Below are 25,861 nucleotides of genomic sequence, written 5' to 3'. Positions count from 1 at the left end.
CAATAAGCAGGCCGATGCTAGGCCGGTTGAGCATCAAAGCCTATATTTAATTTTTCCCAGTCCGCGGATATTTGCCACGTCCGCGGTACACACGACAGTAGCCGTTGTACGTTTATTCCAGTTCGTTTTTAACTTAAAGTTTAATTCCTGCTTGGCCTTTACATTCGAAAATACGACTTTAGTGCCGGCGGTCGACGTAACGACAATATTAAACGTGGCATCGGGCTCTTCGATCCAAGCGGTACAATCGACGCTCACCCCGCCGGTAAAAGTCGGTTTTGTCGTCGCTATACTTTGACCGTTACCGTCCAAAAAAAACTCAAAACTCTCCATTCATTAGCCCTTCAACTTATAACTATTTTTATTTTAACCGAAGCAAAACCCGTATGCTAATCCGGCGAAACGATTCAATATCGTGAAGAATCGTCCCACAATTCCTTATTTTCACTGCCTGTTGATTCAACCTTATTGGCCGGAAGAATAGATCGCCGGCCGCCATGCATCCGTAATGCCAATCAAGATACGCTGGTTTGTGCGTTTTCCTCAGCCTGCTCTTTGTTCACGTTCTTCTTCTCGTTCACGGCTTCGACTGCAGCACGCGCGCCATCGATAAAACCTTCCACAATCGGATTGTCTTGCGGTAACGATTTAGCTGCAAAAACCGTTGCGTAAACGACGCCATATGAGAGTAAGTATGAACCCGTATAGGCAAATCGCGACAGCGAATCATCGCCGCCCGCACCTAGTTCCAAAAGTTTTTCTTTGGCTTGGGAAGCATCTTCTTTTGCCGAATTAGCGGCATCTCTGACGGCATCCGCCACAGACTTTAATGGATCGCCTTTTTCGTTTGCACCCGTCTTTGTAGTCACTTCGCTCGCTCCTTTTTTAGGAGAGGTCCGATAACATATACCAAACAGCGTCCTGAAACATAACGCCCCATTGGAAATGGACATGACCCCCTAAACCATTAAAATACCGCTAAACTCAGCATCTAATTTCTCGGCATGAGCGGAACATTTTACGAGCAAAAGCCCAGCACTGTAAACTCCAGCTTTCCCGGTCGAAGCGAACTCCGGACAAAAAACTCGCCTTAAAGTACGGCTCTTTTCGATGAATGCAAACCTAGGCTACTGGCACGTTAACATCGGCCTGTATGTTTCGGCACCAAATTAAAACGACTGTTGAATTTCGAGTGATCATTAGATGAAATGTGATTAAAGCCTTCCAAATTTGCGCTAGTAGTAATCCTACGCGGATGTTATATTCATCCGAGCCGGACTGCTTGAGTCAGTCAAGACCGCGGCTTAACCAAGATACCGCAGAATTGCAATGTATCCTGAGATGAAAAAACCTCATAAGGTTCCGGACAGCGCAGGCGGTAAATCGCTAGCCATCGCATTTTGCCACTGAACTTGAAATATCGGACTTTGCGCGCCGAAAATACGTGTTAACCACGGTAACGATGAACCGAACGCTCATGTCATTAATTTTGGAGTCACTGAATGACCACGCCCTCGTCAATTGAGCCGCTAATTAAAAAACACTATCCGAATGCCACGACCGAGAGCGAATTTATCGAAAAACTATGGGGCGTGCTAAAGCAGCATGAACGGATCGACTTATCCAAAGTGCTGTTGGCTAATTCCGTGTGTGCGGACGACATCATCCCTTTGCACGAGTCGGATATCCCCTCGATTAAGTCGGAGAAAAAACTTAAAAAGCATTTTCTGGGGCCTTTTTCGATGGGGGGATTGGCCGGCCTCCCCTATTCCGGCATTACCGGGCTGCTGACTGTCGCCCATCATGTGCCGGAGGGCGGCTCGGTATTATTCGCTTTTGGACCCCACATCGGCATTTCGGACCGCGGAGAACTGGGAAAGTTATTCCGTCCCGGACAACATAAGGAATCGGCCGCATGCGGCGCCCTGTCGCTCGCCTTAAAACATTTTCAGTCTTCGCCTGATTATATTCCTCCGCACAACGACGACGATACGGAACAAATGACCTTGGAGCGGCGACTCCTTCCGTTCCGGACGCAAATTCTAACGGCGGAAAATCCCTTACGGGCTGCCACCGAAATTACCTATTCGATTATTAACGACTTTATGAATCGTTATATACGCGCCCAGAAAAGCCAATTCGAGTGCGAATATATAACCTTGGCCGGCGGCATCATCATCAATACCAGCCCATACTTTGAAGACTACATCGATCTACGACAGTTGAGCGTTCTGCGTGTTTCCGAAATTTAACGAGCACCACCTGTCATCAAAAAACCGGAATTCATGGAACATCATTTACGAAGATTCATTCGAGCGAATTGATGACGCATCGCAAATTCAATATTTAAGACAACGAAAATTACCTTCTCAGGAGATGAACAATGGCGACATTCGATAAGCAAACGTCAGCTGGCAACGGAAACGGCGCAGCCTTATCTTCTATTTCCATTCGTACTTGGCTATTGCTGGCGATCCCCATCGCGCTCCTGCTGCGCTGGTTCGATGCGAATCCGACTCTGGTATTTGCCGTATCTCTAGTCGCCATCTATCCGCTCGCGGAACTAATGGGTGAAGCGACCGAGTCCCTGGCGGTCTATTTGGGGCCGACCATCGGCGGTTTGCTTAACGCAACGCTTAATAACGCGCCCGAAATCATTATCGCGATGTTCGCCTTAAACAAAGGACTGGGGGATGTGGTCAAGGCATCCATTACCGGATCTATCTTAGTCGAACTCCTGTTCGGTCTCGGTCTGGCCATGTTTTTAGGCGGCATTAAACACGGCACCCAGAGGTTTAATGAAGAAGCCATACAGATCAATGCCGGGCTGCTTACGCTATGCGCGTTCGGCTTGGTGATCCCCGCGCTGTTTCATATCTCGTCCCCCAGAGTCGAACAAGAATTAAGCTGGGAGATTTCCGGCATTCTTCTGATTCTGTACGTAGCCAATCTTGGGCGCGCTTTGTTTCAAAAATCCGCAACGCCTGTCGGCGCAGTGCAAAACAAAGCAGCCGAACAGCACACGCAAGCCGCCGAGCATTCGGCTGAATGGTCGTTGAACAAATCGATCTGGGTGCTAACGTTATCCACGCTGGTTTTAGCCGTAATGAGCGAGGTGGTAACCGACGCGTTGGAGCCTACCAGCGAACAGCTCGGCTTGACGCCCATATTCAGCGGTATCATTCTTCTCGCCGGAGCCGGTGGCGTGGGCGAAGTGATCAGCGCCACTCGATTTGCCCGCAATAACAAGATGGATCTCGCTATAGAAGCCTCGATTGGATCCAGCATTCAAATGATCTTGTTTGCGGTTCCGTTCCTGATCTTCAGCGCGCCACTGTTAGGCGAGCATATGGATCTTCTGTTCACTTCATTTGAAGTCGTTTCGATGGTGTTGACCGTGGTTGTAATAAGAAATCTGACCGCGGACGGCCGCTCCACTTGGATCGAAGGCATGATGTTGCTCGCCGTCTATCTGATGTTGGCGGTGGGTTTTTTCTATTTGCCTGTCGACCCGGCATCGGCTGGATAAATAATATATCGAAACCGGTTTGTCGACGACGTACCCTAAAATTATGGCTAATCAGTTACGGATTATTGCTCAATCCAAGAAAGGCATGAGCGACATCGTCAGGGTGGCGATTTTTTTGTTTTTGGCTGCGCTAGCCGGCCCGATCGAAGCACGGGAACCGACCCAAGACGACATGACCGCGCTTACGGCGCGCTTCAACAAAGAACGGCGCCGGATCATCGCGGAGAATCTGCAATTATCGGATACGGAAGCGAAAAGCTTTTGGCCGATCTACGATCAACTGGAGCACGAAATTGCGGCCGCTCGGAATCATCGAACCCGCATCATTAGCGAATTTGGCGAGAATTACGACCAAATGACCGATGCCGAGGCCAAAAAGCTTCTGCTTGAGTATATCAACCTCGAAGAACAGCGCGGTCGACTATGGAAAATTTATTTCGAGAAATTCGAAAAAGTTTTGCCGATCAAAAAGCTGGCGCGCTATTACCAGATCGAGAATAATATTCACGCGTTCGTTGAAGCCGGAATTGCCGAAGAAATTCCACTGATCAAATAAGCCTGAAACCCTATTCCGCGAATTTGAGCATGTCCTCCAACCATCCCGTTCCGACGACTATCGCTGCACAACGCGCGGCATGCGCCATCCAAATCGGCCTTGCCGTGCTGATTTTATTATGCATGAGCGGATGCGCAATATCAGCCAAGCCGAAATCACCGACAAAAAACGTTTCATCGGACATCGACGCCGAAACGCCATCGAGCCCAAAACCGGATGCCCCAAACCTATACAAATTACCCCCTCAGGAATCATACGCACCGTTCCGCGCCTACGGCCGCCTGCTCGGCCGGGCTATCCTGAATGCGGCTAAAAACAAAGACGCTTCGGTGCAACTGCCTTCGGCCATGGATTTTCCGGAAAGTAAGGAATTTGATACCTATGGAAAAGAGATGGGCGAACTCGAAATGGAGGAGTTTTTTAAAGGACGTTTTAACCGCTCTCGGGCTCGACTGCCGGAGAATATTGAACGCTGGCGCAAAAGCCCCAACGCCGCCAACCCAGGAGCGGATTCGGCAAATTTCCCCAACAGCCCGTTTACGCTACCGGAGGGGCGCGCCTATGTGGAAGTTTCTCCCTACACATATTCCGGTAAAGCCCAAGGCACTCCCGGACAATATAATACCGAATACCTGTTACGCTACGGGGTCACTGACGACATTGAGTTGCGCTTATTCGGCAACGGTCTTAGTTGGTCGGAAGGCGGAAACTCTTCAGTGCAGTTAGCGCCGATCGGCTTCGACACGAAAATTTTATTGTGGCCGGAGCAGCAAGATTATTATCTGCCCGCCGTTGGCTTTGAGGCCAGCGTACAAACTGAACTGCTTGGAAGCTCCTCGCTCAACGCCGGAACACAACCGTCACTGACCCTCAATTTCGACCAGTCCCTGCCTTATGATATAGACTTCGGATATAGCGTCAGCGGCACCAGGTTTCAGGGCTCTAACGATAATAATCTTTGGGCTTTTCTGTTCGAGTGGGCCTTCCAGCGCGACCTTTTCAACAAAGATTTCGCGGTATTCGTACATGGCTACTACCAACCCACTACCGTCATCCAAAATGCCGTCGGAGGCGGATTTGTCTGGACACCCCATCACCGTTTCGGGTTTTACGGACAGGTCAGCGCCGGCACCACAAAGGCGACACCATCCGTGATCAGCAATGTCGGATTTGTGGTCGCTTTTTAAGCCGCTGAACAAAGCACGGTAATCCGATTCCGGCTTCGGGCGGCGCGATTTGGCTATGCGTGACAACGGGGCGCGACATGAGAATGCAGAATGATCGAGCCCCCCGCCTAACCGAATGCTTGATTTTTCGATGCACGCTTTTTAGCAATCAACTCGATAAAGTCTTCGGCCGGCACCGGCCTGGAAAAAAAATAGCCTTGCCCGTAATCGCAGCCGATTTCATGCAACAAATTTCTCTGACCCTCCGTTTCCACGCCTTCCGCGATGACGCTCAATCCTAACTTGTGCGCCATGACGATCATGGCTTCGCATAACACGAAATCGTTGGAGTCCTTACTTAGATTACGAACAAACGATTGATCGATTTTAATGTAATCGATATCGAATTTTTTCAGGTAGGCTAACGAAGAATAGCCTGTACCGAAATCATCGAGCGCCACTTGCATCCCATGATCCCTGAGCATAAAAAGAAGGAGGCTAGTGTCTTCCTTGGCCTCCATCAACAGGCCTTCGGTAATCTCGACGACTATGCTATGGCCGCTTAAGCCCTGCTTATGCAAATATTCCACCCATTGGGCACAGCCGTTCGGATTGGATTTGAATTGGATAGGCGATTTGTTAACGCTAATCTGGAATTCCGGATCGAATCCGGTTTGGAGCATGGCCGTCTGTGCGGCGGCTTGCCGAAACACCCAATCGCCGATCTCGGAGATCAGACCCGTTTCTTCCGCCACGGGAATAAATGCCGCCGGACTAACCATGCCGAGAGTTGGATGCTGCCAGCGCAGCAGGGCTTCCGCCTTACTAATGTTACCGCTCGCTAAATGTACTATCGGTTGATAATACACGGACAGTTGCTGTGCCGGCAGGGCGGAGCGCAAATCGATCGCCAACCGCATTCGATCATCGACCGCTTTTTGCATGACCGGCGAATAATAGCTCATACGGTTTCTGCCCTGGCGCTTGGCCGCATACATCGCCTGGTCGGCACGTTTGAGCATGGTGTCGACGTCCGTGGCATCCTTCGGATATTCGGTAATTCCTATACTGGCCGAAGCATAGACGATCTCATCGTCGATCTGATATAGGCGCTCCAGCTTTCCTAAAATTCGATTGGCGACGGTCTCGATGTCGCCCATGTCGGCCATCATGTCGGACACGACCACGAATTCATCGCCCCCTAAACGTCCGACTTTATAGGATTCCGGCACACACTGGCAGATTCTCATCGCGATTTCCCGCAGCAGTTGGTCGCCAAAAGCATGGTTGTGAGTTTCGTTGATTGCCTTAAAGTCATCGAGATCGATCAGAATTATCGCCAATTTCCCGCCTTGGATTTCGCATCTTTTGAGCGCGATGTCCAGCTCGCCGGTGATCCGCCAGCGATTAGGCAGCTCGGTTAATGCATCGAAATTTGCCTGCTTCCAGATCAATTCCTCGTTTTTCTTGCGCTCGGATATGTCGCTGAATAAGCCGACTCTGTATTTTAATGTGCCGTCCGAATTATAAACGCTGTTGATATTGAGCAATTCCGTGTACGCTTCGCCGTTCTTGCGCCGATTGCGAATCTCGCCGCGCCAACACCCGGTTTTGTTGACCGATTCCCACATGGTTTGAAAAAAAGCCTTGCCATGGGTATTCGAAGCGAGGATTTTCGGATTTTTTCCAACGACGTCTTCAGGCCTGTATCCCGTTATTTCGGTAAACGCGGGATTAACGCTGATGATTCGATTAAGGTCGTCGGTAACCATCATGGCTTCGCCGCTGTTTTGATAAACCAAAGATGATAATTTCATGTCGGCTTGAGATTGCCTCAACTCGTTAATCACGAGTGCCAACAGCAGCCCTACGATGGAGATCAGCATTAAGGCAAACTGCAGATTAATCAAGCCGGATTCGCGTATGTCGTTGCCGAAAAAACCGACCTCAAGCGCAGCCCCGACCATGGCTTGAACAGCCGTCAAGAGCAGGTACAACACCATGCCGTGAACGCCGAAACGAACCGCCCCCCAAAAAATGAAAATCAAAACCCAATAACCGCGCGCGATATGACCGACCCATTGATGTAACCAACCCAAAAAAATGATCTGGCCGAACAAAACGGCTAAACCCATAAATAAGATTGTTTCGATGGCCCTGCCTCTATCGAACCAGCCCTTAGGCAACATTCTCCAAATCAGCATGAATGGCGAAAGACAGACTATTCCCGTCAAATTCGTGATCCATATGCGGAGCATGTTTACGAGCAAGGTATTGGGTTTCAGTTCGCCGGAAAAAAACAGCCCCATTGAAATGACAAGGCCACTGATAATCACCGCAATCACCGCTGCCGCCCCGATCCGCCGGTAATCACCGGGCCGGCACATGTTTGCAATTTGGTCGACGCTGCAATCTTTACATTGCCGGTTCAGTAAGTAGATGGCGATCAGAGGCTCCAGCGTATCCCCAAATACGAAGGAAATCGTTGCCCAGAAGGGTTTGCCGATGAGGTAGTTCGACAAAAAGGCGCCTGCCGTAATGCCGGGCCAAAGACGCATGCCGCCGATAAGCAAAGATGCCAAAGCGAGTCCGGCCGGCGGCCAAATTGGCGCGACTAGCTCGTTGGAACGAAAACCGCTCATGACGATATGAGCCGTCAACAGATACGCTATGCCTAGCGCAGTCATGTTGACGATGTCTCTCCAACTATAAATTGATTCGATTTTCATGGCGGGGACTGTAATTGGAGAAACAATTTAATCTTTGCGACGGAGATCATTGATTCGTTCATCCGATCAAAAGGCGATCAATCTCGAACCGCCGCCTTGGAGTTGAATGACAAATTATTATGCTGGCTGTGCGTGATTGCCGATAACAAGGCTTCGCGCCGCGCCTTCAATTGTTGAAAATCTTGGGCTATTGAATCAATTCGCGCTTGCAAGGTTTTTTCGTCGTCCGCCATCGCCGCCAGCGTTTCCGCAGTCGATTCCAGTAAAAGATCGCTTTGCCCTTGATAAGGCCGTTTAAACCGGCTTTCAAAAGCCTGACTCAACGATTCCAGCAAGTTCTGGAAATCCTCCTCGCTGAAGTCGTCTTTGCGAATGCCGTCCAACAGTTCTTGCCTGACATCGAAGACGTCCTTCCTGAATGCTTGCCGATATGCCGAACGTAGCTGATCGACCAGTTCGCGCATCTGGGTGTCCGAATTCTGACACTGAACGACCAGGCGAGCCACACTATTTTCCAGGCTCTGCATGGGCTGTTGATGCTTAGCGATATACAGCGCTTCCATGGTGGCGACCAGTTCTTGCAACCTGGGCGCCGCATAGTTTTCCGACTCCAGCCACCGAAACATCAACTTCCGAAACACCTGAGGAAAGTTACCGAATTGCTCGATAAAAGCGTCCATGAAATCGGTAGTAAACGTTTCGAGTGCGACTCGTTCGGGCGCCTGGTTTTTTACAGCCGTCAATAATTGATGAACGAGCTGATCAAGCGATTGCTCGCATTTAGTCACAGGCGGCCTTTGGTTGATTTCGGCTTCCATAGGGTTCGTTGTTAGCTCATCTGCCGGCATTAATTCAGCCCCGGCTTCGAGACCGGCCTCGGCGTCGTCGACTAGAAAATTCTTCCAATAGTCCGCCAGCCCCGCTTCGCTATGTTCGGCACCGATATGTTTCAATACATTATCCGCAATGGCCCATAAACAGCGGCTTGCCGGCGCATTAGCGGCCAATTCGACGATAGGGCCTTGTCGCACGACCGATTTGGGAAAGGCCTCGTCACGCGCGACAAAACCGCCGTACTCGACCTTTAATGCCAGATATTTATCGACGGCAGCGGCAAAACGCCGATAGGTTTCCGTTGCGTGCGGATAATCCTTTGCCAAGTTGACGATCACACGTAAACAACCCGCGTATTTTCGGCTATCCAGAAGCTTCAACAGCGAAAACGCGTCGGTCAATGAAGTGGGCTCCGGTGTGATTATCACAAAGGTGGACGGCGCGGAGTCTATAAATTGCAGTACGCCTTCGGCCACGCCGGCGGCGGTATCGATCAAAAAATAATCGTATTCGGCTTCCAGTTCGGCCAATGCGTCGCACAAGCGTCTAACCTTACCGGTATCCATATTGGCCAATTCCGCCACCCCCGAAGCGCCTGGCACGACGGCGACACCCTGATCGGTCTTGATCACAATATCGTGTACGGACTTTTCTCCGTTCAGCAGATGTTCCAACGTATAGTTCGGCCTCAAGTCCAACAGGATATTGATATTTGCCAAACCGGTATCCGCGTCGAATATGCACACCTTAGCGCCTTTTTTTGCCATGGCGGTTGCGACATTGGCGCTTATGCAAGTCTTACCGACTCCGCCTTTACCGCTGGTAAACGCCATCACATGTGCCGTTCTTTTCTCAAATGTTCCGGATTGCCCGTTATCGCTTGGTGCGTGCATAGCCTCATTATAATTATTGGATTATGATGCCGCAGAATGTTAATGCAATTCTCGACCGAACCGATCCGATTATGCCTGGAATCAGGTCGGGCCATATTCCTGTTCGCCGATTGCTGCGTCGGCTCAGGTATAATGCTCGGCCCTTATGCTCAACCTTGAAAAAACATGAAGCCACCGCGACTGGCTTGGGCCATTACAGGCTCCGGCCATTATATCGAAGAATGCGTTGAATTCCTGCTTACGCTCGGCGATGTCGATTTATACCTCAGCCAAGCCGGCGAGGAGGTCTTGAAAATGTACGGCATTCCGCTGACGGAAATTAGAGGTAGACTGCCGATTTACCGCGACAAAGCGGCTTCCGCACCTCCGGTTGGCAAGTTTTACATGGGCCACTACCATACCTTCGTGATGGCGCCGGCCACGTCCAACACCATAGCCAAATGCGTACTCGGCATCGCCGACTCGCTGGTTACCAACCTCTACTCGCAAGCCGGAAAGTGCCGCGTACCCAGCATCGTTTATCCGTGCGATATCGCTCCCGAGATCGAGACCACCGCCCCCGGCAACAAGAAAGTCATGGTTTATCCGCGTCCGATTGATTTGGAAGCAACCGATAAAATCCGCGCCTTCCCGTACACCCAAGTCGTGGAAAGTGTAGAACAACTTAAAGAGGCGGTGACTCGCCGTCTAAAATCGTTAAGATGAACACCGAACCCGAGCGCATTCTGTTTTTGACCGGCAAATTGGCCGAGAAGCAATTACGCCAAATTCTGGCCGGCATGGAGCCTGACTTCTATTACAAAGTCAAGGAAATGGGCGTCAAAGTGGCCGCATTGATGACCACCGACATGATCGCCCGCCGCCTGAAAGATACGGAAGGCGCTACTCGTATTCTGATTCCGGGCCGATGCCGGGGCGACATCGAGGCCCTGTCGCAACATCTGGGTGTGCCGGTCGAACGCGGCCCGGAAGAGGTCAAGGACTTACCGCTCTATTTCGGCCAGGCCGCTCATCATTACGATCTTAGCCGGTATCAAATCAAAATTTTTGCCGAAATCGTAGACGCGCCTAATATCGATGTCGATGAAGTCGTGCGACGAGCCTATTATTATAAAAGCAATGGCGCCGATGTCATCGATATCGGCTGCCTGCCCGGCACGCCGTTCCCGCATCTTGCGGATTGTATCCGCAGCCTGAAACAGGAAGGCTTTACCGTCAGCATCGATTCCCTGGAAGATAAGGATTTACTGGCCGGCGGCAAGGCCGGGGCCGATTATATGTTGAGTCTGACCGAAAAAAGCCTGTGGATAGCCGACGAAGTCGAGACCACGCCGATCTTGATTCCGCAAGCGCACGGCGACCTGAGCACCTTGGACGCGGCCATAGACATTTTGCAACGGAAAAACAAGGATTTCATTGTCGACCCCATCCTCGACCCGATTCATTTCGGCTTTACCGAATCCATCGTGCGCAACTATCAGTTCCGCCGGCGTTATCCGGATATCGAGATGATGATGGGGGTCGGCAATCTGACCGAATTGACGCATGCGGACACTTGCGGCATGAATGCCTTGCTGTTGGGCATTTGTTCCGAACTGAACGTCAACCATATCTTGGCGACCGAAGTCAGCGGACATGCTTGCCGCGCGATCAAAGAAGCCGACCGCGCCCGCCGCATCATGCATGCCGCTAAAGAATCCAACTGTCTTCCCAAACATATTTCGGCCGATTTAATGACGGTGCACGATACGGTGCCCTTCCCTTACCGCTTGGAGGAAATCCAAGCCATCGCAGCCGAAATCAAGGATCCCAGCTATCGGATTCAAACCAGCCGCGAGGGATTGCATATATTCAACCGAGACGGCTTTCATTCCGCTCAAGATCCGTTCGACCTGTATCCGAAATTGGGGGTTGAAACCGACGGCGGCCATGCTTTTTATCTGGGTGTGGAACTGGGCCGAGCGCAAATAGCGTGGCAATTGGGCAAACGCTTTACGCAGGATCAACAGCTCACTTGGGGCTGCGCGGCCCAAGGCATGGAAGCGGAAGCCGACTTGCACGCCTTCAAACCGGCGGGGACCACCTTGAAAAAACGTCACGAGTAAAATCCGGACCTGCGCCAAAGCTGTAAATTGAGAAAAAACGAATCCGTCAAAGTAAAGCGGCATATCCGGTTCGGTAACCGAGAGATTGGAGGCCGAATTGGTCACATGGATAACGTTATCGCGTTATTATCCACGTAGAGATTTGGCCAAAAACAACTTCCCGTTTTGCCGGCGCGAACCCTGGGGCATACCGAATGAGGAACGCCGTGAACCCTTCCATGGGAGCTTGACGGCAGCGTCCTTGCTGCCGACATCCTCACTCGGTACGTCCCCAGTGGCTATTGCCATATCGGGAAGTTTTTTTGGACGATATCCTAAATAAAAATTTTCCGTTCAGAGGCCGCCGCTGCAATTTTGCGGGGTCCGACATTGCTGAGGGATGTGTTGAAACGGTTTGAATTCATTCGTTCGATAGGAGAGACCCAATGCCTACTTTCATTTCACATACCGCGGTTCCCATTGCTATCGCCAACGTGGCCGGAAAACGAAAAGTTCCAAACAGGCTCTTGAAGGCCGCAGTAGCGGCTTCGGTCATTCCCGATTTGGATATCGTCGGCGCGGCTTTCGGGATACCCTTCGAACATGCCATGGGCCATCGCGGTTTCCTGCATTCGCCGGTCTTTGGCTTGGCGCTTGCCTTGACTTCGCTGGGTGTCTGGCGCAAGTTGGGACCTTCCAAATCGATGGTTTTTGGCGTCATATCGCTTTCGGCCATGTCGCATGGCCTGCTTGATGCGGCCACTCATGGCGGCATCGGCGTCGCTTTTTTAAGCCCGTTCAGCAACGAACGATTCTTGCTTCCCTGGCGCCCCATACCAGCGGTGCCCACCGAGCTGACTCAGATGATCGGCCTGGAAGGTTTGGCGGTAGTTGCGGCGGAAATCATGTGGATATGGATTCCATGCCTGATCATTATCATGTGTTTCCGCTTGCTGCGGCGCAAGGCGGCACTGAACCAAACGCACACGGGAAAAACCAAGACCCGATTTTTCAATCCGGCGTCGGCCTGGCGGATACGGGAGGCCAAGCGCGCTAAACCGGCATGAATAAAGGCCGAACTACGGCAGTCGATTCGCCGTGACGATTGATTTCGGCCGGCGAAATCGCCCGGTATCGGTATCTTGCCGGCGGAAACCGCCGAGCATTCTTTTCGCCTTTCAATGCCCTATCGCCTCCAGAGCGGTCTCCAGATTTTTCAGCGTCCGCTCAATATCCTGCACTTTATCCAGGCCGAACAAGCCCAAGCGGAATGTTTTGAAATCTTCACCTTCATCGCATTGCAAGGGAACGCCGGCGGCGATTTGCAGGCCTTGTTCCAGAAACTTCTTGCCATTGTGGATTTCAGGATCGTCCGTAAAACAAACGATGACGCCCGGCGCTTCGAAACCCTCGGCGGCCACGCTTTTAAAGCCCTTGTCGGCCAGCAGCGCGCGTATTTTTTCGCCTAAAACGACTTGTTCGTCCCGGATGCGTTCGAAGCCATAGGCTTCGGTTTCTTGCATCGCTTGATGGAATTTCGCCAATGCGTCGGTCGGCATCGTCGCATGATAGGCGTGGCCGCCGTTTTCATAAGCTTGCATGATGTTGAGCCATTTTTTTAAGTCCGCGGCGAAACTAGTGCCGGTGCTTGCTTCCACCCTTGCTTTCGCCGTTGCGTTCATCATCACCAATGCACTACAGGGCGACGCGCTCCAGCCTTTTTGCGGCGCGCTGATCAGTACGTCCACGCCGCAGGCTTTCATATCCACCCAAATCGCGCCGGATGCGATGCAATCCAAGACCATTAAACCGCCGACTTCGTGCACGGCGCCGGCCAGGCTTCTGATGTATTGATCCGGCAGCATCATGCCCGAGGAGGTTTCCACATGCGGTGCAAACACCAGCGCCGGTTTTTCCGTAAGGATCGTGGAAACCGCTTCGTCGACGGGTACAGGCATGTAGGCTTGCTGATAACCGCCAGCGACCGGACGCGCCTTCAAGACGATGCTATCGGTGGCGATATGCCCCATTTCCAAAATTTGGGTCCACCGGTAGCTGAACCAGCCGTTGCGGATGATCAGACATTTCCGATCATTGGCCAATTGCCGCGCCACGGCTTCCATGCCGAAGGTGCCGCCGCCCGGGACGATGGCGACGGCTTCGGCTCGATAAACTTTTTTCAGCGTCGAAGAAATATCCCGCATGATATTCTGAAAGCTTCGCGACATATGATTCAAGGAACGATCGGTGAATACGACCGAATATTCAAGTAAGCCGTCGGGGTCTATGTCGGGTAGCAACGCTGCCATAAATTTTCCTAGTGTTTTGTTTCAATAAAAATTTCGGTTATTCGATATATTTGGCTTATTAAAATTTGCAAATCTAAAAGCAAGACGCATACCAAACGCTAAGCTAATGATTTTATTCGATATGATCGAATGATTGTGGCGTTTCCGACAAGATTATGCGTTTGATTTTCATCAGGCCGAGCTTGTTCGCATAAAACAGGCAATTGCCGAATCGATAGACGCCAATGGTGTTTTGAAGTGGCTGCAATCGGCCGATTCATCGGATTCAAACCGGTCAGGGCGGTGGGACGGCGGCGCCGTTCTTGGTACTATGGCGCTCATGACGAGTTTAGTATTCCGAGGAAATCAGAAATATGGATACGCATGTTATAACTGAAACCTTGATTTGGAACACGCCGATGGCGGTTTCCGCGGTTATTCTGATCGTGACGTTCATAGGCATTTTCACTGAAGGCGTGCACGGTTTTCACCGTACCAAGTTTGCTATGGGCGGAGCCGGTCTAATGGTGATCTTCGGCCAATATTACGGCTTTTACAGTCCGAAATTGGCAGTGGAAGCCATAGACTGGAACGTGGTGTTTTTGCTCGGCGGCATGATGACGATAGTCGCGATCATGATTCCGACAGGCGGCTTTCAAGCCTTGGCCTATCGCATTGCGGACCTTAGCCGCGGCCGGCTGTTTCTGTTGCTGGCGATGTTGGGAACGGCGGTGACCGTCATTTCCCTGTTATTGGACAACGTGACCACGGTGGTGATCTTCGGGCCTTTAATCGTGCTGATTTGCCAAGCGCTCAAGGTTAGCCCTGTGCCCTATCTTTTGGCGGCGGCCTTGTTGTCCGATACGGGCGGCGTGGCCACGCTGGTAGGCGATCCGCCCAACTTAATGATAGGGTCGGCCGCTCGAATCGATTTCAACACCTTTTTGATACATATGGGCGGCATCGTATTGGTCGCCTGGTCGGTGATCCTAGTCGCGCAAAAATGGTTGTTTAGCGAGGAACTGGCGGTGACGCCCGAACGTTCGGATTTCTCCGGGCAAGGCGAGATAATCGATCCGCAGACTTGGTATGCCGCAGTGGCGGTGCTGGCAGTCATGGTCGTTTTATTTGTTTTTCACCACGCACTCGATTGGGATCCTTGGTTCGTCGCCGCCACAGGCGTGACGGTGTTGGTCTTCATTGGACGTCAAGTCGATATGGATAAGTCTTTCGAGGACGTGGAGATGACCTTATTGATGTTCTTTGTTTCGCTATTCGTAGTGGTCGGCGGCGTGGAGCAGAGTCATTTCCTGGAGTACCTGGGACAATATATCCGCCCGTTCGTGGAATCGGATCTATTGCTCGCTTCCATCGTTCTGATGTGGATGGCGGCCATACTTTCGGCCATGATAGACAACATACCTTTCACCGCGGCGATGGTGCCTATCATCTTGGGTATGGAGCAGCAAGGAATCAATGTCACGCCCTTATGGTGGTCGTTAGCGATAGGCGTGGGCATGGGAGGCAACGGTACTCACTTGGGATCGACGGCCAATGTATTCATCGTAACCCTTTCGGAACGACTGGCAAAGGATACCGGCGACGAAAGTCTGCGCATCACACCGGGGCTTTGGTTTCGTAAGGGTACGCCGGCAATGCTGCTTAGCCTGCTGACCTCGTCCGCCGTCATGTGGATGTTTTTCGGTTTCTTCAGTACGCCTTTTTTAAACGAATAGCCAACGGCGGTTATTCCTCGCAATTCGACCGCCGATAGGGCGGTTATAGCGCTTGATGCGGAATCTGAAGCGGGTTCGGGCCGGTAAGCTAATATTAAAACGGCGAAACAAGCAATTTCCGAGAGAGGTGCGCTATGGAATCGAAAGAAGATAAAGGTTATGCCGGCACACTACCTATCGCTCTGGTGTTAACCCTATTGGCCGGCTTCGTCTTTACCTATTCCTTACCTTATCGAGATCAAAGGCCGGCGGTTGGCCAACCGTTGAAGATTGCTTACGACGCTGTTCAGGACGTCGATGCAAGGCTGTGGCAGGATCCGTTTGTCGCGATAAGCCATCTCGGCGACAGCCCTCGGACGGAAACGACCTTCCATGCAATCGGCGAAAAGGGTGATTCATTTAGGCTTGAGCTTGTCGATTCCGGCTCCGCCGCTAAGCGGCAAGGCGCGGCAAAACTGTACAAAGGCGATTTCGTCGCCGCGGGAGACCCGGTCAGCATTATTGTCGTGACCTTATCCGGCAGCCCTTACCAGGATGCCGCCGAGCAGCGGATGAGATGGCGGTATGCGATTCTTTCCGCTCTTGCCAATCAGGATATCGTTCCCATGGACGAGCAGCATATCGGCTATTTCGAACCCATGTCCGCTACGTTCCCGCAAAAAAGAGTGCCCTTTGAATGGTGGAAACGATCGCAGGGCCGTCAGAAGGCCCTGCTGTTATGGGTGGATGAGGCGGGTTTGTCGGGCAGGCCCGCTTTAAAATTAAATGCCTTGTTGAGTGAAGTTTATGAAGCCGGAACGGCACAATTAAATCCGAAGCCGGCGTTTCAATACACCGTTATCGGGCCGAACAGTTCGACTTTGCTCAGGGAAATGATCAAGGAATCGGCGGCGGAACTGGCCTCCGCCGGCCGCATTAATAATGAGACCATTCAATATTTTTCGGCCGCCGCCACCGCGTCTGATCAGGCATTATTAAATGGAGATAAGGACTGTCGGAGTGTTTCGGAATGTTTAAGCCGAAAAGGCGTGAACCTGCTGAGGACAACCGTAACGGACGATAAAATGATGGCATTATTGGTTGAGGAATTGGCCAACCGAGGGGTCGATTCCCAATCCGCTCCCGATCAAGCCCCCCATATCGCCATTTTGTCGGAATGGGACACGTTTTACGGACGAACCATGCGTAGCGCATTTAAGGCGGCATGGGGAGATCGCGAAACCGTACACGGCTATAGTTACATGCGCGGTTTGGATGGGGTATTGCCGGGGCAGGAGCCGTCAAACGGAAACGGCGACAACAATAAGGGAAAAAGCGCAAAAACGGAGAATAACGGCTCGTCGATCGAATACCCTGAGGGGCGGAATCAAAAGGATTATTTACGGCGCCTGGCCGGTAAAATTGCCGGATTGGACCGTTCGCTCAAAGACAGCGGGCACAAAAGAGGCGTTGCCGCGATCGGCGTCTTAGGCTCGGACGTACATGACAAGCTGTTAATTCTTGAGGCATTGCGCCAATATTTTCCGCACAAGTTGTTTTTTACGACCGATTTGGATGCGATCTACAGTCATCCGGCCAAATGGAGGCAAACTCATAACATGTTAGTGGCCTCGTCTTTTGATTTGGCTCTGCGCGACGAGCTACAAGGAAGCATTCCGCCCTTTCGAGACGTTTACCAGACGGCAATGTTTTTCACTGCTCAATTGGCATTGACGGAGCTTGCGCAAAATACATCGCAACTGCTACGTCCGCAGATGTTTGAAATCGGCCGGGGTCGGGCGATTCCCTTGTCGATGTCGGGCGACCGGAAAAAATCGGGATCCGACGGAACATGCGGCTGGGACAATTTTGCGAATTGTGAGGATCAGATCCAGCCTTTGACTACCGCATCCGCCGGCGACTCTTTTAATTGGAAGGATATTTGCGTAATAGCGGCGGGCGCATTATTAGTGCCGCTGATAAGTTGGGGAGTCCGTTCCAAACTGTTTGCGTTTGCAAGCTACGCGCGGGCATATCCGCTGAAAGTGTCGGGTGCCGGAATTATTTTAGGTTTGGCGGCAGGCTTAATTTATGGCGGTTGGACCCGCTACTTGACCCACTGCAATCCCGAGCCTAACGAATGGTTTGAAGGCGTCAGTATTTGGCCCAGCCAATGGCTGCGTCTGGCCGCCTTTGGATTTGCGATTGCTTTTTATTTTTGGGGAAGCGCGCGGATAGCTAAGATGGAACGGCTGTTGCAGGCACGGAGGGAAAGCGAATCCGATGGCCACACCATTTTCGCGTTGCCCGAATACGCTACCGACGTGGACTTGCTCAAGGAAAAACCGTGCAATGTGCTTTTTGTCGGGAGCTGGACTCAGGATATTAGCTGCCGGAAAGATTACCTCGATCCCAACGTCTTGTGGCAAACCTATCTCAGTTACCGAAACAAGAAAAAACTGCGTCTCAAAGGATCCCGTGTACGGGTTGTGGTCCACAGCCTGGCTTTTTTAATCTTTGCCATGGTGCTATTTCTTTGGAGCGATCGCCCCAACACGCCGGCGCGCGGCGAGTTTGCGTTCATCGTTAACGGACTTGTTCTTCTTTTGTCGGTACCGGTTACGATAGGGTTAACCATGTGGGTCGTGCAAAACGCGCGTTTGTGCGAACGCTTTATACATTGCTTAACGGAAAAGCCCAGCCGCTGGAATGAAACAGCCAAAGAATTTGCCGTCAACAATAAGAATATTGCCGGGGATTGCGTTGAAGAATGGCTGGACATACGATTAGTGGTTCTATTGACAAAATCCATGCAACCGCTGATCTGGGGGCCTATCGTCTGCACGGCCTTCTTGATGTTGGCGCGAAGCCCGGCAATCGACGACTGGGATACCCCTTGGGGTCTGGTTGTGGTCTTCATCACGATGTTGACTTATGCGTTTTCAACCGAAATGTATCTACAGCAAGGCGCCAAAGCAATGCGCCGGAAGGTCATCGAGCAATGGAACAGCAGCATAAGAGCCAGGCGTAATCAAAGTAACCCGGATCCGGCATCCATAGAACGCATCCAAATCGAAATCGACAATGTCAGGTCTTTGCGCGAAGGCGCGTTCAGGCCATGGTATGAATGGCCGTTGTTGCAATCGTTCGGCGGATTCGGCTCAATTGTGTTGATGTTGCAATATCTTATGGAATTATTGGGTGGCAACTGAAATCGCCTTTGACAAGAGTGATTTGCATCCCCGATATCGAAACCCAAGGTTCCAATATCGAGATGCACGGTTTCTGATTAAGACTTAATCGAGCTCAGGTGCTTTGAATCACGATATTAGGAAACTTGCCGCTGTAGTCTTTTGCTCGCATGGCGAGTTTGGCGGCCATTTTACGGGCGATTGCTTTATACATTTCCGCCGGACGGCCACTCGGATCCGATGCAACGGTCGGACGGCCGCTGTCCGCCATTTCGCGAATGTTGATATCCAGAGGCAGCGAACCAAGTAGTTCGACCTTATTTTTCTTGGCGATTGCCAGACCGCCGCCCTGCCCGAAGATGGCTTCCTCATGTCCGCAATTGCTGCAAATATGGATACTCATATTCTCGATCAAACCGAGTATCGGTACATTAACCTTTTCGAACATGCTGATGCCTCGCTGGGCGTCGATTAAGGCGATATCTTGCGGCGTGGTGACGATGACGGCTCCGCTGACCGGAATTTGTTGAGCGAGTGTCAATTGAATATCGCCGGTACCGGGCGGCAAATCGATGATCAAGTAATCCAGATTAGACCATTGAGTTTGAGTCAATAATTGCTGTAAAGCCCCGGTAACCATCGGCCCGCGCCAGATCATGGCTTGATCGGGATCGACCAAATAACCTATCGAAATGGTCTGGATGCCGAACGAGACCTTAGGCACCATAAACTTGCCGTCTAAGACCTCGGGTTGGCCGGAAAGGCCTAGCATGGTCGGAATACTTGGGCCGTAAATGTCGGCGTCCAAGATACCGACCTGTGCGCCCTCAGCGGCAAGCGCCAATGCCAGATTGACCGATGTCGTGGATTTGCCGACACCGCCCTTGCCCGAAGCAACCGCAACGATGTTTTTGACGCCGGGCAACGGTTTTAAGGTTTGCTGTACCGAATGCGCCACGACGTTGACACTGATATCCAGCGTAATTTTGCCGATTCCGTTTAATACCGCTAGTTTTTGTTCCAGGTCTTGTTTCAAGTCCGGTAAAAAGCTTTTGGCCGGATAACCCAATTCGATCTTGATGTTGACATCGTTGCCGTCTACCGCAATGTTTTTAACAAACTTCGCCGAGACAAGATCGGTGGCGACGTTGGGATCGATATACGATTTGAGTAGATTTTCGACAGCAGTCTTGTCGATGCTGGTCATATGTAAACTCCATTGAAATAAGTAGCGAAAATTCCCGAGCCGGATGCTAGGAATAGCGTATCACTTTCGCCAAACGTAATGAAGTCGAAACCCGCTAAACTATCGAAGTTGAAACTTTTTGACTAACGACCGGATCAATTAACCGTTCCGGCGGCGCTTGATTGAAACAATTGATGTCGACAAAAATGAGGGTTTCGTTAAAAACGAGTTTTTTTAAATCAAAACAGGTATTTTTTTAATTATTTATACGTATTTTGTTTTGCCATGTTTGTTTTTGCGCCCGATCACTATTTCTTTAGTAGAAATCGCTCGTCCGTGTGCCGGCTTATAGTAGCTATGATATTGTTGCAAGGCTGTCAGACATTGCCACGATACCAGGCCGAGCATTTTTCCGTAACGACAGGTAGAGCCGAGTTTATCGAAAGCCACGATTACGGCCTTGTCGGCAATCAAGGATTGATAGGGACTCTGGCAACGGTCGAAAGCCAGTCGGGGGATACCCTACCTGATTTCGCTCGACATTTCGGCCTGGGTTTTACCGATATTACCAATGCCAATCCGCTGCTCGACCCTTGGGTTTTACGCGATCATCAAGACGTGTTATTGCCGTTACAATTTATATTGCCGGACGCCCCGCACAACGGCATTGTGCTAAACCTGGCCAATATGCGGATGTTCTATTACCCGAAAAATCAGAACATGGTGCATACCTATCCGATCGGTATTGGCCGTGACGGGTGGAATACGCCGTTGGGGAGCACCAAAATTATCGCCAAGAAAACTAAGCCGGCGTGGACGGTACCGGCATCGATTCAGAGAGAACACCTACAAATGGGCGATCCTTTACCTAGTGTCATTAGGGCCGGTCCGGATAATCCCTTAGGCGAATATGCGATGCCTTTAGGCTTTAAGGGTTATCTGATCCACGGCACCAATAAACCTTATGGGATCGGCATGCAGGTCAGCCATGGTTGCGTACAGATGTATCCCGAAGATGTGGAGACCTTATTTAACCGGGTCGATATAGGCATGCCGGTGCGCATTGTACATCAACCTTATCTTGCGACTTGGGATCAAGCCATGCTGTATCTGGAAGCTCACAAACCGATAAGCAAATGGGCCAAGCAGGACAAAAAATTACAAAAAGCCGTCCGGAATAAACTGGAAGCATTAGCCGCTGAAACAAGAGCGAATATCGACTGGCAACGGGTTGACGAGGTGTTGGAGCGGGCCGATGGCATTCCCACGCCGGTTTTGCTTGATAACCCCGGCTTGACTCAACTGAAAGCCGATGCGATTAAAGTAGCGCGGCCGGAACTGCTTTACGGACAGCCGACGGTTGCCGAATTGACTGAGCAGGACTGGTCGGTCTTGATGCCCGAGATTACCGATGAAGTTGAAGCGGAAAAGCTGGCTGCCATGTTGAATCACTTAGGACCGCAGATTCCCGCTCGGAAAATAGAAAAGGATGGGGTGTATCAGGTTGTCGCCGGGCCTTTTAAAAATAAAAAAGAAACCAAATCGATTGCCCGGCGGATCAAAAGGAGTTTCGACCTCGAGGTTAAAACCGTTAAGCCACTGGCGAAACGCGAATAGCATATGGAATGCGAGTGACGGCTAGTACCGAGTGGAATCCGAGTCGACAACCGCGGTCGTATCGGAAGACTACACATAAAAAAGGCGGATGCTATCGATTAGCATCCGCCTTTTGCTGTTTGTTGCCGGCCAGATTAAGCCATCGCGCGCAGTCTGCTGTTCAATCTGCTTTTGCTGCGAGCAGCTTTATTTTTATGGATCAAGCCTTTATTGACAGCCGAATCGATAACCGGGACGGCGGCTTTAAATGCGGATTGGGCTTGTTCTTTATCTCCCGCGTTGACGGCAGCGATTACTTTTTTGATAAAAGTGCGAAGGTTGCTGCGCTGTCCGGCGTTGCGAATACGGCTTTTCTCTGCCTGGCGCGCTCTTTTTCTAGCTTGTGGTGAATTAGCCATAATAGAGTATTTGTTCTTTCATGTGGATTATAAACCGCTCATTATCTTTTCGGACGCCATAATTGTCAACTTTTTAAGTCGAATCATTAAGACCGAGCATGGTTCGATCTTGATAGGGATAGATGCCGGACACATCATTATGCTAACGCCGCCCGCTTTGTCGAGCTTGAGTATAACAGCCGAATCGGCTGTTATACCCCGCTTCTCGATTTCGTTGCTCGCCGGCAGCGCTTGTTTGTCCATTTTCTGCCAATTGGAGACCGGGATAAGCCGCTCGGTCCGACATTAACGAACACTTGAGATTTAATACAGCGCCTCCATAGTCATGTAGAATGGGTCGACTTCATTTTTGATCTTTGGGTTTAAAAATTAATTAATAAGTTATATGAACACACGAACAATCGGATTTATTGGTGGTGGCAACATGGCCACCAGCTTAATGAGCGGACTGATTGCCAGCGGACATTCGCCGCAACAGATCTGGGTTTCGGATACGTCGGCCACTGTTTTACAGGCGCATCGCGATAACCTCAAAGTCAATGTATCGACCGATAATATCAAGGTTGTGCAAGAAGTGGATGTAGTCGTGCTGGCCGTCAAACCGCAGGTTTTGCGGGAGGTCGCTTCGCAAATCGCCCCGTCGATACAACAGAAAAAATCTTTGGCTGTTTCGATCGCGGCTGGCATTTCGCAAACCAGTTTAGCTTTATGGCTAGGCAGCGATGTCGCCATCGTGCGCTGCATGCCGAATACGCCGGCATTAGTGCTGACCGGGGCGACCGCATTGCATGCAAACGCCAACGTCAGCGAGGATCAAAAGGACTTGGCCGAAAATATTTTGCGGGCGGTGGGATTGTCGCTGTGGGTTGACGATGAGAGTCAGCTCGACGCGGTAACCGCGGTCTCCGGAAGCGGGCCGGCTTATTTCTTCCTAATGATGGAAGCAATGGAACAGGCGGCCGTCGAGTTGGGCCTGAATGAACATACCGCACGCTTGCTGGTCCAACAAACCGCATTGGGAGCCGCTAAAATCGCACTTGAATCCGCCGAATCGCCCGCACAATTGAGGGAGCGCGTGACTTCTCCCGGCGGCACGACGCAGAAAGCAATAGAAACCTTTCAACAAAACGGTTTCGTCGAGTTAGTATCCAAGGCGGTGTTTGCAGCGAGAGACCGCTCTATTGAAATGTCCAAACAACTGGGAGCCGATTGATGGGTTCTAATTACATGACCGACCCGTTGGTGTTTCTAATCGACACTGTGTTTTCTTTGTACATATTGGCCGTCATGTTGCGGTTTTTACTGCAATGGACGCAGGCCGATTTTTACAATCCAATATCGCAATTTTTGGTCAGAATAACGCATCCGCCGTTAAAAATTATGCGTCGCTTCGTTCCGGCGGTTGGCCGTATCGACTCTTCTTCACTGATACTCGCCTTGGTTTTACAAATTGTGGCTAACTTTGCAATTCTGGCAATCAAAGGCGTGACTATCGGTGTCGTCGCTCTGACGGTGCTATCTTTTACCGATCTGCTGAAAATGGCGATGGATATATTCATTTATGCAATTTTTGCCGGTGCTATATTGAGTTGGTTTGCACCGGGTAGTTATAGCGGGGCATCATCGTTGCTATACAGTTTGACAGACCCCGTGCTGAATGTTTGTCGCCGGTTGGTACCCGATTTGGGAGGCATCGATTTGTCGCCATTGGTTGCCTTGGTTTTTTTGCAGCTGGCGAAGATGATGATTCTGCCTCCGCTGCATCAGTTGGCGAGCTTGCTAAGTTAACAAGTTGTTTTATGCGCACAAAGTTCTACTCATTAGCCTTAATTTCTTCGTTGCTTCTGGTTTTAGCGAACGATAGCTACGCTAAAAAGAGGTTGTACCGCTGGGTAGATGATGAAGGCAATGTTACGGTTTCCGACCAAGTTCCGCCCGATCAGGTGCAACACAAACGAGAAACCTTAAATGAAAAAGCACAAGTGCTGGATGTCGTTGAAAGAGCCAAATCCCCCGAGGAGTTGGCTCGAGAAATACGATTGGAAGAACTGCGGAAGGAACAGGAAAAGATCATCGCCAAACAGGCTGCAACCGACAAACTGTTGCTTGCCACTTATCGCAACCTCGACGACATGAACAAGGCTTTAGAGAACAAGCTGGCTTTACTTGACAATCAAAAACGCATAATCGAAGGCAACAAAAGCCGGTTGGAACAGCAATTGTTTCAGCAACAACATCAGGCCGCCAATCTCGAACGAAACGGACAAAATATACCGGAAAAACTTTTAATCGACATTGCTGCAACCCGACAGCAGATTGAACTGACCGCGAAGGACTTGCAGCGGCACGAATTTGAGCGGCAAGCGATTGAGCGCGAATTCAGGGGCGATATTGCCCGCTTCGAATTTTTGACGCGCGATTATAACGACATATCCAACACTCAGAGGAGTTTAGCTGCGAGTAATGCCAATAACGAACTGGGTTTGTTTGTTTGCCAGGATGCCGGCCAGTGCGAGCGAGCCTGGAAATTTGCGGCTGAGTTTGTAGCCAAATTCGCCACTACCGGCGGAGACATAGAAACGGATAAGCTGATCATGACGGCCGCCCCGGTCAATGACACCGATTTCAGCCTGTCCGCATCTAAATTGGAACGGAATGGGACGCAACAGATCTTTTTAGACATCCATTGCAAGGCGTCCAATATCGGTCGAGAGTTATGCGCCGGTGAAAAAGCTCAGGCCATACGCCGGAGCTTTTCTCCTTATATTCAGTTACACCTATCTTCTTCTATGCAGTAGCGTACCGATACCGTCATCGGTAAACAATTCCAACAACACGGAATGCTCGATACGGCCGTCGATGATGTGCACACTATTAACGCCGCCTTTTAACGCATCAGTGGCACAGCGCGTCTTCGGAATCATGCCTCCGGAGATCGTACCGTCGCCAATCAAATTGTCGATATCGGTTAACGTCAATCCGGTCAGTAGCTTACCTTCTTTGTCCAAAATGCCCGGTATATTGGTCAACAGCATCAACTTTTCGGCTTTCAATATTTCCGCCAATTTACCCGCGACCAAATCGGCATTAATGTTGTAGGAGTGGCCATCCTTACCGACCCCTATAGGCGCAATGACCGGGATGAAATCGCTATTACCGAGCATATCGACCACCGAAGGATCTATGCTGCTGACTTCGCCGACATGTCCTAAATCGATGATCTCCGGCGCCTCGTCCAGGCTTGCGCCGGCTTTGGTTAAGTTAATTTTGCGGGCATGAATGAAGTTGCCGTCCTTCCCGGTCAGGCCGACCGCCTTACCGCCGTGAACGTTAATCAGATTGACGATTTCTTTGTTAACCAATCCGCCTAATACCATTTCCACTACGTCCATGGTTTCGCTATCGGTCACGCGCATGCCATCGATAAACTCCGATGTTTTGCCCAGGCGTCTCAACAAATCACCGATCTGCGGACCGCCGCCATGTACCACTATTGGGTTGATACCGACCAATTTCATCAGCACGATGTCGCGCGCAAACCCATGCTTGAGCTTTTCGTCTGTCATCGCATTGCCGCCGTATTTGATCACGACGGTTTTACCTTTGAATTTTTGTATGTAAGGCAAGGCCTCGGTCAATACATGGGCAATCTGGTGAGCAGTTTTTTCTTTCATC

General features: G+C 50.8%; 21 protein-coding genes. 13 read left to right on the top strand and 8 right to left on the bottom strand.

What is annotated here, in order from left to right; translation table 11 throughout:
- Positions 1-515: 515 nt before the first annotated feature.
- Positions 516-953 (bottom strand): hypothetical protein, encoded by a 438-nt coding sequence (locus ACW73I_RS12365; protein ID WP_458029683.1) that lies wholly within the window; start codon positions 951-953, stop codon positions 516-518.
- Between the two features lie 549 nt (positions 954-1,502).
- Between ACW73I_RS12365 and ACW73I_RS12360 the strand changes: the two genes are divergently transcribed.
- From ACW73I_RS12360 to ACW73I_RS12350, 3 genes are all read left to right on the top strand, one after another.
- The gene (locus tag ACW73I_RS12360) at positions 1,503-2,252 is read left to right on the top strand and encodes a hypothetical protein (RefSeq protein ID WP_458029682.1); all 750 of its coding nucleotides are present in this window, start codon (positions 1,503-1,505) and stop codon (positions 2,250-2,252) included.
- Positions 2,253-2,383: 131 nt separating this feature from the next.
- Entirely contained in the window at positions 2,384-3,529 is a 1,146-nt protein-coding gene (gene cax / locus ACW73I_RS12355; protein ID WP_458029681.1) for a calcium/proton exchanger, read from the top strand.
- A gap of 43 nt (positions 3,530-3,572) precedes the next feature.
- On the top strand, positions 3,573-4,085 hold the full coding sequence (locus tag ACW73I_RS12350; protein ID WP_458029680.1) for a hypothetical protein: 513 nt from the start codon (positions 3,573-3,575) through the stop codon (positions 4,083-4,085).
- A 10-nt stretch (positions 4,086-4,095) separates the two neighbouring features.
- Here the strand turns inward: ACW73I_RS12350 and ACW73I_RS12345 are convergent, their stop codons facing one another.
- Positions 4,096-4,269, bottom strand: a complete 174-nt coding sequence (locus tag ACW73I_RS12345) for a hypothetical protein (protein WP_458029679.1) — start codon at positions 4,267-4,269, stop codon at positions 4,096-4,098.
- Between the two features lie 163 nt (positions 4,270-4,432).
- On the opposite strand from ACW73I_RS12345, the gene ACW73I_RS12340 reads away from it, so the two are divergent.
- Complete coding sequence (locus ACW73I_RS12340; RefSeq protein WP_458029678.1) at positions 4,433-5,272, top strand: transporter; 840 nt, start codon at positions 4,433-4,435, stop codon at positions 5,270-5,272.
- A 107-nt stretch (positions 5,273-5,379) separates the two neighbouring features.
- On the opposite strand, the gene ACW73I_RS12335 is transcribed toward ACW73I_RS12340, so the two are convergent.
- A complete protein-coding gene (locus ACW73I_RS12335; RefSeq protein WP_458029677.1) occupies positions 5,380-7,980 on the bottom strand; it encodes a bifunctional diguanylate cyclase/phosphodiesterase in 2,601 nt (866 codons plus the stop codon).
- A 77-nt stretch (positions 7,981-8,057) separates the two neighbouring features.
- The gene (locus tag ACW73I_RS12330; protein WP_458029676.1) at positions 8,058-9,707 is read right to left on the bottom strand and encodes a MinD/ParA family protein; all 1,650 of its coding nucleotides are present in this window, start codon (positions 9,705-9,707) and stop codon (positions 8,058-8,060) included.
- A gap of 165 nt (positions 9,708-9,872) precedes the next feature.
- On the opposite strand from ACW73I_RS12330, the gene ACW73I_RS12325 reads away from it, so the two are divergent.
- The 3 genes from ACW73I_RS12325 to ACW73I_RS12315 all read left to right on the top strand — a co-directional run bounded on the left by ACW73I_RS12325 (position 9,873) and on the right by ACW73I_RS12315 (position 12,858).
- A complete protein-coding gene (locus ACW73I_RS12325) occupies positions 9,873-10,412 on the top strand; it encodes a flavoprotein (protein ID WP_458029675.1) in 540 nt (179 codons plus the stop codon).
- A complete protein-coding gene (locus ACW73I_RS12320; protein WP_458029674.1) occupies positions 10,409-11,812 on the top strand; it encodes a DUF6513 domain-containing protein in 1,404 nt (467 codons plus the stop codon). The genes ACW73I_RS12325 and ACW73I_RS12320 overlap by 4 nt, the downstream gene beginning before the upstream one ends.
- A 425-nt stretch (positions 11,813-12,237) precedes the next feature.
- Positions 12,238-12,858: a metal-dependent hydrolase gene (locus tag ACW73I_RS12315; RefSeq protein ID WP_458029673.1), complete on the top strand. Its 621-nt coding sequence runs from the start codon at positions 12,238-12,240 to the stop codon at positions 12,856-12,858.
- 111 nt (positions 12,859-12,969) lie between these two features.
- Here the strand turns inward: ACW73I_RS12315 and ACW73I_RS12310 are convergent, their stop codons facing one another.
- Positions 12,970-14,100: an aminotransferase class V-fold PLP-dependent enzyme gene (locus tag ACW73I_RS12310; protein ID WP_458029672.1), complete on the bottom strand. Its 1,131-nt coding sequence runs from the start codon at positions 14,098-14,100 to the stop codon at positions 12,970-12,972.
- A 353-nt stretch (positions 14,101-14,453) separates the two neighbouring features.
- Between ACW73I_RS12310 and ACW73I_RS12305 the strand changes: the two genes are divergently transcribed.
- Together ACW73I_RS12305 and ACW73I_RS12300 are read left to right on the top strand one after the other, a co-directional pair.
- A complete protein-coding gene (locus tag ACW73I_RS12305; RefSeq protein ID WP_458029671.1) occupies positions 14,454-15,815 on the top strand; it encodes an SLC13 family permease in 1,362 nt (453 codons plus the stop codon).
- Between the two features lie 134 nt (positions 15,816-15,949).
- The gene (locus tag ACW73I_RS12300) at positions 15,950-19,006 is read left to right on the top strand and encodes a hypothetical protein (protein ID WP_458029670.1); all 3,057 of its coding nucleotides are present in this window, start codon (positions 15,950-15,952) and stop codon (positions 19,004-19,006) included.
- Between the two features lie 94 nt (positions 19,007-19,100).
- Here the strand turns inward: ACW73I_RS12300 and apbC are convergent, their stop codons facing one another.
- The gene (apbC, locus tag ACW73I_RS12295) at positions 19,101-20,192 is read right to left on the bottom strand and encodes an iron-sulfur cluster carrier protein ApbC (protein ID WP_458029669.1); all 1,092 of its coding nucleotides are present in this window, start codon (positions 20,190-20,192) and stop codon (positions 19,101-19,103) included.
- Positions 20,193-20,528: 336 nt separating this feature from the next.
- Between apbC and ACW73I_RS12290 the strand changes: the two genes are divergently transcribed.
- On the top strand, positions 20,529-21,788 hold the full coding sequence (locus ACW73I_RS12290; RefSeq protein WP_458029668.1) for a L,D-transpeptidase family protein: 1,260 nt from the start codon (positions 20,529-20,531) through the stop codon (positions 21,786-21,788).
- Positions 21,789-21,922: 134 nt separating this feature from the next.
- Here ACW73I_RS12290 and rpsT read toward each other — a convergent pair whose 3' ends face one another.
- The gene (gene rpsT / locus ACW73I_RS12285) at positions 21,923-22,186 is read right to left on the bottom strand and encodes a 30S ribosomal protein S20 (RefSeq protein WP_458029667.1); all 264 of its coding nucleotides are present in this window, start codon (positions 22,184-22,186) and stop codon (positions 21,923-21,925) included.
- Positions 22,187-22,571: 385 nt separating this feature from the next.
- On the opposite strand from rpsT, the gene proC reads away from it, so the two are divergent.
- From proC to ACW73I_RS12270, 3 genes are read left to right on the top strand one after another with little or no spacing between them, the layout of a single operon-like run.
- Entirely contained in the window at positions 22,572-23,399 is an 828-nt protein-coding gene (gene proC, locus ACW73I_RS12280) for a pyrroline-5-carboxylate reductase (RefSeq protein ID WP_458029666.1), read from the top strand.
- Complete coding sequence (locus tag ACW73I_RS12275) at positions 23,399-23,974, top strand: YggT family protein (RefSeq protein WP_458029665.1); 576 nt, start codon at positions 23,399-23,401, stop codon at positions 23,972-23,974. The genes proC and ACW73I_RS12275 overlap by 1 nt, the downstream gene beginning before the upstream one ends.
- Positions 23,975-23,985: 11 nt before the next feature.
- A complete protein-coding gene (locus ACW73I_RS12270) occupies positions 23,986-24,984 on the top strand; it encodes a DUF4124 domain-containing protein (RefSeq protein WP_458029664.1) in 999 nt (332 codons plus the stop codon).
- Here the strand turns inward: ACW73I_RS12270 and argB are convergent.
- On the bottom strand, positions 24,964-25,860 hold the full coding sequence (gene argB / locus ACW73I_RS12265) for an acetylglutamate kinase (RefSeq protein ID WP_458029663.1): 897 nt from the start codon (positions 25,858-25,860) through the stop codon (positions 24,964-24,966). The two genes, ACW73I_RS12270 and argB, sit on opposite strands and share 21 nt — an antisense overlap.
- Position 25,861: the final 1 nt, after the last annotated feature.

Source organism: Methylomonas sp. MgM2, from assembly GCF_054172045.1.
The sequence above is the reverse complement of the archived record's forward strand: the minus strand, read 5'-3'. Positions and strand labels throughout refer to the sequence as shown.